The following is a 12,880-nucleotide window of genomic DNA, read 5'->3' as shown; positions in this document are numbered from 1 at the left end:
TACCAGTCGCACCGTTCTCGAAATGGAACGGCGATCGCTGGGGTTCAAACGAGACTTGCAATCCCACCCACGGACGAAACGAGGCCCAAAACAGTTGCATCGATCGGTGGGCAGGGTGAGGAACTCGCTAGTACCGTTGCGAGGGGATCAATAGCCGATAAGTCGGGACGAATGACCAGAACGATGACACCGGTTTATTCTGGAGCCATCGAGACGCGAGGGCGATGCGACGTGAGCCACGAACGTCACGCAGAGCCGTATTGACAGCAACCGGAACGGTTTCCCTGCTCGGAATCGCTGGTGTCGCCGCCGGTCGATCGTCGCCGATCGTGGACGCGCCCGTTCCGTCGGACCCGGACGCGTACGCGTACCCGACGATGGGCGACGACGACGCTCCGACGGCCACGATCTACGGGAATTACAAGTGTCCCTATACCCAGGAGTTCGTCGCCGGAAACCTCGAAGCGATCGTCGAGGAGTTCGTCGAACCGGGACGACTCGCCCTCCAGTTCCACAATCTGGCTTACGAGCCGGGAGACACGTCGGCGTACTACATCTCCAGTAGCGATCCGCGCATCGCAGCCGTCGACGTCGGTGTCTGGGACGAAGACCCCGACGGGTACTGGCGATTCCACCGCGAGACGGTCGCCGACACGCCGAGCGGGACCGTCGACTACGACGACCTCGAGGAGCGACTCCAATCGGCGGGCGTCGCCAACGCCGAGGCGATCGTCGATCGTGCCAGGGTGGGGGAGTACGACGACGAGGTCGAGCAGGTCGCCGCAGCGGCGGCAGCGGACGACGTCTCGTTCACCCCGACCCTCGAACTTGGTGGCGACACGACGGCACCGCACCACGACAGGGACGATATTCTCGACTGGATCGAGAAGCGCCTCGGGGACGACGAGCAGGAAACGGACAGCGAGGGTGACGGTGCGGGCGAAGAAGACACCGGGGGCGAAGACGGTTCCGAAGACGAGAACGAGACGGACGAAACCGACGGGACGGACGAAACCGACGAGGGGGACGAATCGTCGGACGACGGCGAGGAACAGAGCGAAGACGACGACTTCGTGTGGGTCACGGAACCCGAAGAATCGAATCCGGACGAGGCATCCGGCACCGCCGACGACTGCTAGCGCCGCGTCGTGACGGACTCGACGCCAGGACAGAACAGATCCGGCGACGGTCCGCCCCGATCGATCCCCGCGGTGGACCTCACTGTCCCGATCCGCTGTCGCTGATCGACGCCGTGAGCCCGCGACGCGGTGTCCAGCTACTGGCGAGAAGGAAGTGGACGACGGTCGATCGCCACCTTCAGGTCACGCCCACGAGAGACGGAACACGTCGTGACGACAGCAGACGGAGACGGTGATCGTCGTGCCCGGGGATGACGACCAGACGAACCTGTTCCAGTTCGACGACGAGGAACCGATCGAGGCGAGCGGTCGCCAGGCCGACGGTCGAACCGAGCGTGCGAGCAGCGATCGTTCGTCCCAGGACCCGTTCGTGCTCGAACTCAAGACGAGTGCCTGCGAGCGAAACGCCGCAGTGGGTGCGATCGCCGCGGAGGAGGGTCGACGACTCGAGTTCGGGTCCCGGCAGGAGGCGGCGGCGTTCGCCGACGAGATGACGACCGACGGCGGCGTTCGCGTTCGACTCCAGGCCGTCGCACCGCAGGACGAGACGCGGGCGGACGCCTACCTGATCCCACGGCCGGTTCGGTACCGGGACGAACCGATCGATCCCGACGCGACGACGTGGGCCTTCCAGCCGGGCGCGAACCAGTACGGTGCGATCGGGCAGGCCCTGGTGACGACGCCGCGGACGAACCCGCCGGCGCTTTCCTACTTCGTGCGACGGGATCTCGGGATCGACGGAGCGGACCTGACGGTCCGACTGCGCGACCCCGACGCGGTGACGATGCGGCTGGCCGACGGCACCAAAGCGCGGTGGGACCCCGACGCGGTCGCGGAGGCTCGTCGCGAGTCGACGGGCGCGACGCTCCGGACGTACGTCGTCGAGATCAAGACCGGCGACGCGTCGTTCGAGCGGGAACAGCGCGCGATCATGGAACGGAAAGCCACAGCGCCGAACGTCTCCGTACTCCAGGTCCGCGTCGAGGTCGACGATCTGCCGGACGAGTACGGGGTCCGGATTCGCGAGGTCGCGCCGTGACGACGTTCACGAAGGACACCGAGAGGGCGATGGGTACGAGAGGGGTCGTGACACGCTCCGGGAAGCCAGCGGCTGGCGATTTCCCGCGACGAACGTTTAAGCGGGGCCGTGTAGTACGATACAGTATGGCATACCAGCTCCGGTGCGATAGCTGCGATCTCGATCGCGAGTTCGCGGACTGGGCCGACGCGAACAGGTACGCCAGCGATCACGAGGCCGAGTTCACCGAGCACTGGGTGAGCATTCACGACCTCCAGCACGCCTGATCTCGTCACCCTGGGGCCGATCGGTCCCGGATCGCGGTCCCGTCGCGGCGACGACTCGTCGATCGGGCCGGATCGAGCGCCATGACGATCCGGTCCTAGACGACGGCCTGTACCCAGTCCGCCGTGACGAACTTGTACCGACAGCCCTCACAGAGGTGCACCTCGACGACCTCGTCCGTCGCCAGGTAAACGTGGTAACGATCGGTGGGGACGGCCTCACCGCAGTTCGCGCAGGGAGTGGTCATCGCGTCTCTACCCGCTAGTAGGATGGGGTCGGCAAAATAGCTCCCCCGTGAAGGGCGGTTCGACCTCGGGTCCACGAACGAGATCGGCGGCTCAGAGACGTCTGCGGAGTTCCGACACGACGGCCGGCGACAGATCCAGTCGCGACAGCCACCCGCGACGCTGGTCCGGGTCGCCGTGGCCGGCGACGAATCCGTTGAGACGCGCGACGACCGTCGAGTCGACGAACGCGTCGCCGTACAGGTCTGCGAGTTCGTCCCCGGCGATCGGCGTCGATCGGAGTTCGTACTTCTGGTGATAGTCCTCCGCACGAGTGAACTCGTCGAGCGTCTCCACGGCGGTCGTGGCGGACTGGCCGGTTCGTTCTTCGAGGGCCGCCCGATGCCGCGTGGCGGCCTCGCGCTGATCGTCGTCGTGGGCGAGGACGACGCCCCGGTACTGGCGTTTCGGCGCGGTCGATCGCCAGTCGTGGTTCGCCCAGAAGACGTCGAGCAGATTTTGGTACGACAGCACGTCGGGATCGTACTCGACCTGGACGACCTCGGTGTGATCGCCGAGCGAGTAGTAGGCCGGATCCGGTGTCGTCCCGCCGGCGTAGCCGACACGCGTTCGGACGACGCCCTCGATCGCCCCGAACCGGGCGTCGGGACCCCAGAAACAGCCCATCCCGAACGTCGCGGTTGCCGTCGCTGTCGGGACCAGCGACGGCGTCTCCCCGATCGGTTCCGCGAGCGCCGGGTCCCGGATCGCCCGATCCCGGCCCGATCGCTCTCCGGTCGACTCCTCGGCGTTCGACTGTCCCATACGGTCCCGTGGGTCCGCGTCCGTATGCGTCCTCCGCTCCGATCGGGAGGACGGTCGGGCCGATCGAAACCGGGTGCCGTCCAGCGCAGGCGCAGGATCGCCGGATGGGTCTCCGGCCGGCCGTCCCGGTCGTCGCCGGACCCCGGTCGCCCCTAGAAGAAGAACGTGCCGACCAGCGCGAGGATGAACAGGGCGGCGCCGATCGCGAGGACGTCGTAGCCGCGGGTCGACTCGCCGCCGGGGTCGGGCGTCCCGAACACGACCGCGAGGAGGCCCCCGGCGGCGACGATCAGGACGGCGATCGCGTAGATCGAGTACACGAGGCTCGCCATGGAATCGTCTACTGCGGCCAGCGACGTAAATCCCCGACGGACCGGTCGGATTTCGACGATATCGTCGCGGTGTGCGGCTCGAAGAGCGTCGGGATACAAAGTTCGAATATCGGGGGTGGAACGGACGAAACGGGAGTGTCAGTCGTCGGTTCCGCTCGCGGCGGTTCCCTCTCCCTGAACGTCGGATTCGCCACCGTCGGCGGCGGGCCTGGCCGCCGTCGGTTCCTCGCGGCGCTGGCGCATGTAGCGCGCTCGCAGGACGTTCCCGTACATCGAGAGCACGAGTCCGAGCAGGAGGACGAAGATGCCGACGTTGATCCCGATCGTCCGCACGACGCTGCCCTCGCCGAACACGAGCGCGTCCGGCACGGGGTAGCCGCCGTACTCGAGACTGGCCATGAGGACGCTGACGATGCCGACGACGACCAGTACGCCGACGACGTTCGTCGCCCACCGCCACGAGGGTCTGAGCTGGAGGCGCTCGATCCCCGTCGTCTCGTACTCCTCGGGATCGCCGTGGAAGTTCGGCGTCTGCTCTTTCGGCAGGAACGCCTTCATCTCGACCGGGTAGAAGGCGGGGTGGAAGCCGTGCTCGAAGGTGTGGAACATCACCCCCATCAGCATGATGATTCCGAGCAGGCCGTGGAACGCGACGAACGCCATCACGACCGACTGGGAGTTGTAGACGTCGATCAGCCACGTCTTCCGCCAGATGAGCAGTCCCGAGAGCATCAGCAGGATCAGTTCGATCGTAAAGATGGCGACGACGCCCTTGCCGACGTAGGACAGAAGCGGCACCTCGTCGGCCTTGTAGCCGGCGAACTGGCGGGCGGCCGGGTGGCGTTCGTCGGCCCGGCCGAGCGCGAACTTGACGTCCTGGACGAACGCCGCCGTATCGTCCTGCAGGTCCGGCAGGATCTCGCCGAAATTCGATCGACTGCTCGATCGGATGAGCATGTAGGGGACCCAGAACCCGGTCAGGAGGATCAGCGTGAAGCCGGCCAGCCGGTGGATCGAGAGCACCCCCTCGTTGCCCCCCATCAGTTCGACCAGCCACCACAGTTCCGTGTTGAACGCGATCGCGTAGCCCGTAAAGAACAGGACGAACACCGTCAGCGCCAGCAGCGAGTGGAACATCGTGGTGGCCCGCGAGAACTTGCCGTGATCGAGGTTCGTCACGTCGGATCACCTCCGCTGGGCGGCTCGGACGAGCGATCGTCGGGCGACGTGCTCCCCTCACGGGGACTCGCGCCGCCGCTGGTCGCGGTGTTTCCGCCGCCGTCGGTCGCGGTGGTCGTTTCCCGCGTGCGCGTCCTCGCACCCGGCGGTTGCATCCGTGCGGCCAGCCGACGGAACGCGGCCCAGTGGATGAACAGGATCACGAGGATGAAGATCCCCAGGACGACGTCCGCGAAGTGGACCAGCACGATCAGCCACTCGAGTACGGGCTCCGTGTTGCCGACGACCCAGTCCGCGCCGACGCCACCCCCCTCGACGGTGGGCCGGACGCGCAGGAGGTCCTCGAAGAACGGGGCCTGGCCCGAGACGAGCGCGATCGAGCCGACCGAGAGGACGACGCCGATGAGGGCGCTGATCCAGAACGCGGCGCGGTCCGAGAGGCCGCCGGTCCCGGTTTCGGTCTCCGTATCGCGCGGTTCCTCGGGCGGCGCGGCGTGTTCTCCCTCGGCGGTCTCCTGCGATCGCTCGTCGCTGTAGCCGCCGTTCGCCTGTCCCTCGCGAGGCGGTTCGTCGGGCGCATCGTCAGGGTGTGCGTCGCCGACGCGATCGGCCGGATCGTCGGCCGGCCCGTCCTCACGGTAGCTGGTCGGTTCGTCTGCGGGCGAGTCGTCGCTCGGGGCGGTTGGCCCGCCGGCGCGATCGTCGGGATCGTCCGGTGGTCGGTCGTCACTCATTGTCCTGGAAGTGCTGGGCGTCGTCCGCGCCGAAGATGATCTCCATGGCCTCGTCGTTGAAGAACGAGCCACTGCCGCGTTTCTCGAGTTCGTCCGCGATTTCGCCGGCGCTGCCGACGAGGATCGCGTTGGTCGCACACTCCTCGGCACAGGCGGGCCCCTTCCCGGCCTCCTGTCGCGGGCGACAGCCGGTACACTTGTCCATGATACCGCCGGTACCGAAGATCTGGGCCGTGCCGTCGTTGCTGTCCGGGAACTGCGGCGCGCCGAACGGGCACGCCGACAGGCAGTACTGACAGCCCACGCAGAGGTCCTCGGTCACCGTCACGAAGCCGTCGTCTTCCTTCTGCAGGGCGTTCGTCGGGCAGACCGACACGCAGGGGGCGTTCTCGCAGTGATAACACTGCATCGGGAGGCTCGTCTCGCCGGGGTTCTCGCCGGCGACCAGCCGATCGGTCTTGCTGGCGTTCTCGCCCTGGGGGCCCGCGGTCCCCTCGGCCATCGTCGTGATGTCGATGCGCTGGTTCTGGACCTCGCGATCCCAGGTGCGCTTGCAGGCGACGACGCAGCCGCCACAGTCGATACAGGCCTCGACGTCGGGGAAGATCCGCATCCCCTCGCCGGTACTCATCACGCCCTGGCTCAGCATCGGTCCGGACGGCTCCTGCTGTGTCATAGTTGGTCACCTCCCTCCATGACGTCCCACTCGCGGACGTCGTACTGCTTCTGTCCGCCGAGTCCGTGCTCGTCCTGCGGGTAGTCGATGAACTCCAGGTCCAGGTCGTCGACCACCCCCTGGGTGGCCTTCTGGACGTGGACGACGCCCGACTTCGTCTCCTGCATCTGGGTCTCCGCGTCGAACCCGCTCGGCGTGATGATGTTCGCGCTCTCGCCGATCGCCAGCGGCTCGGTTCCGTCCGGCCAGTTGTCGGAGCGATCCTGGCCGTGGAAGACTCCGCCCCAGTGGTACGGGAGGAAGATCTCCTCGCCGTTGACCCGGTTGGTCACGTTCGCTTTCACGAGGATCGACCCCTTGTCGGCCGACGTGACGACCACGTGGTCGTCGCCGCCGACGACGTCGAGGTCCTCCGCGAGGCTGGGGCTGATCTCCGCGTACATGTGCGGCTGGCGATCGGCGGTGTACTCGTTGTTTCGCGTCTCCGCCCCGCCGCCCTGGTGTTCGACCTGCCGACCCGACGTCATGATGAGGGTTCGACCGTCCTCGGCGTCGCTCCCGAGGTCGGTGTGGACCGCCTCCGTCGCCCGCTGCTGGACCGTCGCGTTGTTCTGGTCGAGTCGCCAGAAGTTGGTCTGGTCGCCGTTGGCCGGCCACTCCTCGACGAGGTCCGGTCGCGGGCTCTCGACGGGTTCCCGGTGGACCGGCACCGTGTCGAGGAAGTTCCAGACGATCGCTCGTGCCTTCCCACGGCCCGTCGGCGGATCCGGTTGTGCGTAGTCGTACTCCTCGTACTCCGCGGGATCGACGTCGACGTCGTCGTACTGGTCGGCGATCTCCTGGGCCGCGTCGTACACCGACGTCTCCTCGTCGAGGGCCATCTCGACCGGCATCGTCTGGGTCGACGCGTCGGCCCGATCGTCCGGCAGGATCGTCGCATAGCCCGGGTACGACGGGACGCCGTTGATTTCCTGGTCGTCCCACCACGGGGCCTCGAACGAGCCGGCGATCAGGTTGAGGCCGTCCTCGCCGTCCTGATCGTAGGTCTCCTGCATCGGGTACTCCTTGTCGACGTTCATCTCCTCCCACTCGTCCGGGGTCGGGGCCATCATGCCCCAGTTCTCGCGAAAGTCGTGGCCGCCGTCGCGCGGGTCGGCCTCCTTCGTCCAGATGATCGGCGAGCCGGGGTGGTCGTCGCCCCAGTAGGGCCAGGGCAACGACCAGTAGTCGCCGTCGACGGGCAGTCCGTCGGTGTCCGCCCGGAGGGTCTCCGTGCTGAACGCCCAGTCGTACTCCTGGTGTTGCTGGAGCTTTTCGGGCGACTGCTGGTAGCCGATCGAGCGGACGCCGAGGTTGATCTCCCGGAGGGCGTCCTCGTAGGAGCTCTGGCCGTTGTGGATCTCCGGGCCGGACCCCCAGTCGAAGTGTTCGCCAAAGCCCATCTCGTGGGCCAGTTCCTGCATGATCCGGAGGTCGGGCCGCGAGTTGTGCGCCGGCGGGCCGGCGGCCTGGCTCCACTGGACCGATCGGTGGGAGTTCGTCACCGATCGGACGTGCTCGTACTGGCTCGAGGCCGGCAACAGGAGCACGTCGGCGTCGTCGGGGAGCGTCCCCGCGACCGCCGGGAAGACGTCGACGACGACCAGCAGGTCCAGGTTCTCCATGGCCTGTTTCATCCGGTCCATCTCGCTGATGGAGTTGGCCGAGTGACCCCAGAAGAACGCCATCTTCAGCGGCTCGGGCTGGTAGAGCTCCGATTCGAGGAGGCGGTTCTCCTGCTCCAGCGCCGCCTCGTACCAGCGGGCGACGGTCAGCCCGCGCTGGAACATCAGCGACTGCGGGTCGGGTTCCTCCAGCGGCGCGTCTTCGGTCTCCTCGAGGCCGTCCTCCTCGCCCTCCTGTTCGGCCTCGCTGTCGGTGTCCTCTCCCTCTTCGTCCTCGGTGGACTCCTCCTCTTCGACCTGGGCCGGCACCTCGAGGGCGTTCCACATCTCGTCGGGCATCATCTCGAACCGGTCGTAAATCTCCTCGAAGGAGGTGCTCCCGCTGGTCCAGGGACTCTCGTCCCAGACGCCCGCCCAGTGCTCCCACGAGCCCGGCGAGTCGACGCCGTAGTAGCCCGGCAGGATGCTCGCGTCCACGCCGAGGTCCGTCGCCCCCTGGACGTTCGCGTGGCCGCGCATGACCTGCAGGCCGCCGCCCGATCGGGCCGCACTCCCGGTCGCGAGGCTGAACAGCGCGTACGAGCGGATGTTCTGGGTTCCGTTGTTGTGCTGGGTGCCGCCCATCGCCCACTCCACCTGGATGTGGGGCTTGTTCTCGACGATCAGGTCGCCGATCTCCTCGAGTTGCGCCACGTCGAGCCAGGTGATGTCGGCGACCGTCTCGAGGTCGTACTGGTCGAGTTCCGTCGCGGCGTCGGGCCACCCCATCACGCGGTCGTCGAGGAACTCGTCGTCGAGTTCGCCCTGTTCGCGGACGTAGTTGATTAGTCCCATCACCAGCGCGACGTCCGTCCCGGGCCGCATCCGGTAGTAGTAATCGGCGTGCGCCGAGGTCTTCGTGTACCGCGGGTCGATCGAGACGATCGTTCCGCCGCGGGCCTGCCCCTCCAGGATGTGTTGCATCGCGATCGGGTGTGATTCGGCGGGGTTCTGCCCGAGGATGATGAGCAGGTTGAAGTTGCGGTAGTCGTTGATCGTGTTCGTCATCGCGCCGAACCCCCAGGTGTTCGCCAGCCCGGTGACGGTCGGGGAGTGACAGATCCGCGCCTGGTGGTCGACGTTGTTGGTCCCCATGAAGGCCGCGAGTTTCCTGATGGCGTAGGCCTCCTCGTTGGCGTGGTGAGCGCTTCCCAGCAGCATGACGCTCTCGCGGCTGTACTCGTCGATCGTCTCCTGCCAGGTGTCGGCGATCTCCCGGTAGGCCTCGTTCCAGGAGACCTTCTGCCACTCGCCGTCCTCCTTGCGCATCGGGTGTTTGAGCCGCTTGGGCGAGTGCTCGGTCTCGAGGATACCGGCCCCTTTCGAACAGAGCGACCCGTTGTTGATCGGATTCTCGTGCCAGGGCTCCATCGCGGTGAAGGAGTCGCCCTCCTTGACCGCCTTGAACCCACAGCCGACGGCACAGTAGTTGCAGATCACCTTCGACGTATCCGCGTCGTCGACGACGCCGTCCTCGTCCTCCTGTGCCCCACCGAGGACGTGTCCGGTGACCCCGCCGCCGAGGAACAGGCCGCCGGCGAGCGCGCTCGCTTTCACGAACGAGCGCCGATCGAGGTCGATCGTTACCGGCTCCTGATCGGTGCTCATGGGAGTGCCACCACGGGTGGATCGAGGGAAGCGATCGATCGCGATACCGTGTCACTGATACCCATTCCCATAGACCCCCTTCCCCGCTAGCGACCATGAATATTTGCTTGCCCAATATTTGTGAAAATTATCTGTGGACTAGAGTAGCATCCACTCAAAGAACAAAGTGACCATTACGAGTGATTAACTCGTGAAATACCCGGAGAAAGTCATCGATCAGTCACATAACGCTATTACCGTATCACGGAATAGCAGGATGGGATGAGAGTCGGGAGTTTCGCCTGTTCGTGTGCTGACACCTGTGACGTCGATCTCGAGGGGGTTCGAGAGGGGATCGAGGGGGTCGAGGTCGCGGCGAGTTCGAGCCTGCTCTGTCAGGACGGGCTACCCGCGATGGAGGAGGTGATCGACGAGTACGATCTCGACCAGTTGATCGTGACCTGTCCCGAGCGAGGGGCCCAGCGGACGATCGAACGTGTCGCCGAGCAACAGGGGGTCCACCCCGACGGCGTCTCGTTCGTCGACCAGCGCGAGAGCGCCGGCTGGGTCCACGACGAGGCCGGTGCGACGGCCAAGACGGCCCGTATGGTCAACGCCCGGCACGCGGGGCTCGAGGCGGAGTCGGTCTCCCGATCGATCTCGCGGGAAGCGGGCGACAGCGTGGCGGTCGTCGCCGATCCCGAAACGGCCGCCGCACTCGCGGACGACGCCGACGTTACCCTGATCGCGGACGGCAACGAGTACGTCGACGCCGCGGCGGACCTGGACGACGTGACGATCGAGCGCGGACGCGTCGTCGACGTCGACGGACGCTACGGCGAGTTTTCGGTCCGTCTCGACGCCCGCGTAACCGAGGACTGCATCTCCTGTATGAAGTGCGTCCACGACGGGCCGGACGGCGCGGTGACGCGCTACCCGGTCGATATCGATCCCGACGCGCCCGACGGCGAGTGGACCGACGTCTGTCCGACCGACGCGATCGATCTCGCGGGCGTCGATCGCACGCTCGAGTTCGACCAGATCGTCTACCCGGCCGCCGATCGGCGCACCAGGGGCGGCCGGATCGGCTTCTACACCGCGCCGATCGACGCGGCGACAATCTCGGCCGTGAAAGACCTCCTCGGAGGGATCGAGAAACCGGACCACCTCGACCTCGAGATGGACGTCTGCGCGGCCGGGAACTCGAGTCAGCCGGGGTGCAACGAGTGCGTCGAGGCCTGCCCCCACGACGCGGTCGAGCGATCGCGCATCGACGCGGTCGAGTTCCACAAGGACGCCTGCCAGAACTGCGGGGCCTGTACCAGCGCCTGTCCCACGGGTGCGACGAGGCTTCGCGAGCAGTCGAACGAGCGGATCGCTCGCGAAGTCGAGGCCCTCCTCCGGCCGACCGACGAGGAAGGCGGCTGGCTCCTCGATCGATCGGGAACGGACGTCGACTCCCCGATCGTCGCGTTCGTCTGCTCGGAACGGGCGGACGACGCGCTGGCCGAGTACGGCCGCCTGGCCGCCGCTGGCAAGGCCGAAATCGAATACCCGCCGATCCTTCCCGTCCACGTGAACTGTACGGACACCGTTGGGGAGGCTCACGCGATGCACGCACTGGCCTGCGGCGCGGACGGCGTCGCGATCGTCGGCTGCGGCGGCGACTGCCTGCACTCGGGCCCCGATCCGAAGTCCGAACTCGTGGACCGCCTCAACCGGGCGACGACGGACCTCGGTCTCGGCGAACGCATCGGGTTCTTCGCGCCCGATCCCGACGATCACGGGGCGTTCGTCGAGGACATCTCGACGTTCGCCGTCGAACTGGACGACTCACCGATCCCCGTCGGCGAGCACGAAGCCACCGGCGGGATCGACAGCGCGGAACCACGTTCCGCGAACAGCCGGACGCAGTCCGGCGGCAGCGTGGAGCTACGCTCCACGAGCAGCCGAACGGAGTTCGGCGACGCCGACCGGGAGAACCCGCCGTTCGACAGTCACGGCTGGACCCTCGAGAGCGTCCGGACGATCGTCGACCACGCGGATCCCGATCGGGACGTGATCCGCGGCCTGAAAGACTTCGCCCGGATGGACGTCGCGGAGGGCTGTACGCTCACGCCGACCTGTTCGAACCTCTGTCCGACGGACGCGATCCGGCGCGACGAGGAGACCGCGACCCTCGAGTTCAACCACGAGCGATGCGTCAACTGCGGGACCTGCGAGGAGGGCTGCATCGAGGACGTCATGACCATGCGAGACGGGCTCGATCTCACCCTGCTTCCCGAGCGCCGGGACGGCGACCCGTGGGTCGAGGTGTTCGAGGGCTCGATGCGCGAGTGTGCACACTGCGGCACGCCGTTCGCGAGCGAGGGATCCGCCGAGAAGATCCAGGAGGAAGTCGGCGACGTCGTCGCCGGCCTCGCACCGAGCGCGTCGGGGAGCATCTTCGACTACTGTGGCGACTGTCGCGCCACGCTCCTGTACGATCGAGGTGGGAGCGAATGAGCGTCGACCAGGAGGCGCTGTACGACGCCAGGCTCGAACTCGTGACCTTCCTGATCGACGCGTTCGCGGACGTCCCGAGCGAGTCGTTCGTCGAAACGCTACTGAGCGGCGAAGTTCGGCTTCCGAACGAGAGCGTCAGCGCTGACCTCGATCGGGGATTCGACGAGTTGCGGGCGTTCGTCGAGGCGAACGCGGACCGCAATCCCGGGGCCGTCCGGGACGAACTGGAACGGGAATTCACGCGCCTGTTCGTCGGCCCGCGACCGCAGATCATGGCCCACGAAACCTATTACCGCGAGGACACCGACTTCCGCGGGTCGGGGCTGGCACAGGTCGAGGCGAGTTACGGGGCCGCCGGCTGGTCGCCGCCCGAGGAGTACCCCGAGGAGAACGATTACGTCGCCGTGGAACTCGCCTTCCTCCGGTACCTGATCCGACAGCAGCGCCAGGGTCACGAGGAGACGTTCGGCTACCAGCGCGTCTTCCACGAGGAGCACCTCTCGGCGTGGATCGACGACCTCGCCGCCGACGTCCGCGAGGAAACCGACGAACGGTTCTACGTTGCCGTCGCGGCGATCCTGCAGGGATACGTCGCGTTCGAGGAGGATATCGCGATGCAGATGGCCTGATACGGATTGCTGTAACGATGTACCGGCGCAACCGCCGCCCGGAT

General features: G+C 66.8%; 12 protein-coding genes. 5 read left to right on the top strand and 7 right to left on the bottom strand.

The annotated features are described in order from the left end of the window. Positions 1 to 260: 260 nt before the first annotated feature. From MUN73_RS07030 to MUN73_RS07020, 3 genes are all read left to right on the top strand, one after another. Positions 261 to 1,139 carry a thioredoxin domain-containing protein gene (locus MUN73_RS07030; RefSeq protein ID WP_250139747.1) on the top strand — a complete coding sequence of 293 codons (879 nt, stop codon included), beginning with the start codon at positions 261 to 263 and terminating at the stop codon, positions 1,137 to 1,139. Between the two features lie 241 nt (positions 1,140 to 1,380). Then, the gene (locus MUN73_RS07025) at positions 1,381 to 2,178 is read left to right on the top strand and encodes a DUF8081 domain-containing protein (protein WP_250139746.1); all 798 of its coding nucleotides are present in this window, start codon (positions 1,381 to 1,383) and stop codon (positions 2,176 to 2,178) included. Between the two features lie 125 nt (positions 2,179 to 2,303). Further along, positions 2,304 to 2,444 (top strand): hypothetical protein, encoded by a 141-nt coding sequence (locus MUN73_RS07020; RefSeq protein ID WP_250139745.1) that lies wholly within the window; start codon positions 2,304 to 2,306, stop codon positions 2,442 to 2,444. A gap of 95 nt (positions 2,445 to 2,539) precedes the next feature. On the opposite strand, the gene MUN73_RS07015 is transcribed toward MUN73_RS07020, so the two are convergent. The 7 genes from MUN73_RS07015 to MUN73_RS06985 form a co-directional block, all read right to left on the bottom strand. After that, complete coding sequence (locus MUN73_RS07015; protein WP_250139744.1) at positions 2,540 to 2,689, bottom strand: hypothetical protein; 150 nt, start codon at positions 2,687 to 2,689, stop codon at positions 2,540 to 2,542. Positions 2,690 to 2,780: 91 nt separating this feature from the next. After that, entirely contained in the window at positions 2,781 to 3,491 is a 711-nt protein-coding gene (msrA, locus tag MUN73_RS07010; protein ID WP_250139743.1) for a peptide-methionine (S)-S-oxide reductase MsrA, read from the bottom strand. 152 nt (positions 3,492 to 3,643) lie between these two features. Further along, positions 3,644 to 3,823, bottom strand: a complete 180-nt coding sequence (locus tag MUN73_RS07005; protein ID WP_250139742.1) for a hypothetical protein — start codon at positions 3,821 to 3,823, stop codon at positions 3,644 to 3,646. A 138-nt stretch (positions 3,824 to 3,961) separates the two neighbouring features. Further along, the gene (locus MUN73_RS07000; RefSeq protein ID WP_250139741.1) at positions 3,962 to 5,002 is read right to left on the bottom strand and encodes a cytochrome b/b6 domain-containing protein; all 1,041 of its coding nucleotides are present in this window, start codon (positions 5,000 to 5,002) and stop codon (positions 3,962 to 3,964) included. Beyond that, positions 4,999 to 5,736, bottom strand: a complete 738-nt coding sequence (locus MUN73_RS06995; RefSeq protein ID WP_250139740.1) for a hypothetical protein — start codon at positions 5,734 to 5,736, stop codon at positions 4,999 to 5,001. Before MUN73_RS06995 ends, MUN73_RS07000 begins: the two co-directional genes overlap by 4 nt. Then, entirely contained in the window at positions 5,729 to 6,412 is a 684-nt protein-coding gene (locus MUN73_RS06990) for a 4Fe-4S dicluster domain-containing protein (RefSeq protein WP_250139739.1), read from the bottom strand. The genes MUN73_RS06995 and MUN73_RS06990 overlap by 8 nt, the downstream gene beginning before the upstream one ends. Beyond that, the gene (locus MUN73_RS06985; RefSeq protein ID WP_250139738.1) at positions 6,409 to 9,723 is read right to left on the bottom strand and encodes a molybdopterin-dependent oxidoreductase; all 3,315 of its coding nucleotides are present in this window, start codon (positions 9,721 to 9,723) and stop codon (positions 6,409 to 6,411) included. Before MUN73_RS06985 ends, MUN73_RS06990 begins: the two co-directional genes overlap by 4 nt. 261 nt (positions 9,724 to 9,984) lie before the next feature. On the opposite strand from MUN73_RS06985, the gene MUN73_RS06980 reads away from it, so the two are divergent. Continuing rightward, positions 9,985 to 12,207, top strand: a complete 2,223-nt coding sequence (locus MUN73_RS06980) for a hydrogenase iron-sulfur subunit (protein WP_250139737.1) — start codon at positions 9,985 to 9,987, stop codon at positions 12,205 to 12,207. Next, positions 12,204 to 12,836, top strand: coding sequence for a TorD/DmsD family molecular chaperone (locus MUN73_RS06975; protein ID WP_250139736.1), 633 nt, complete (start codon positions 12,204 to 12,206; stop codon positions 12,834 to 12,836). Before MUN73_RS06980 ends, MUN73_RS06975 begins: the two co-directional genes overlap by 4 nt. The last annotated feature ends 44 nt before the right edge of the window (positions 12,837 to 12,880 follow it).

Origin of the sequence: Halosolutus amylolyticus, assembly GCF_023566055.1 — an archaeon.
In the GTDB taxonomy this organism is placed as follows: Archaea; Halobacteriota; Halobacteria; order Halobacteriales; family Natrialbaceae; genus Halosolutus; species Halosolutus amylolyticus.
The sequence above is the reverse complement of the archived record's forward strand: the minus strand, read 5'-3'. Positions and strand labels throughout refer to the sequence as shown.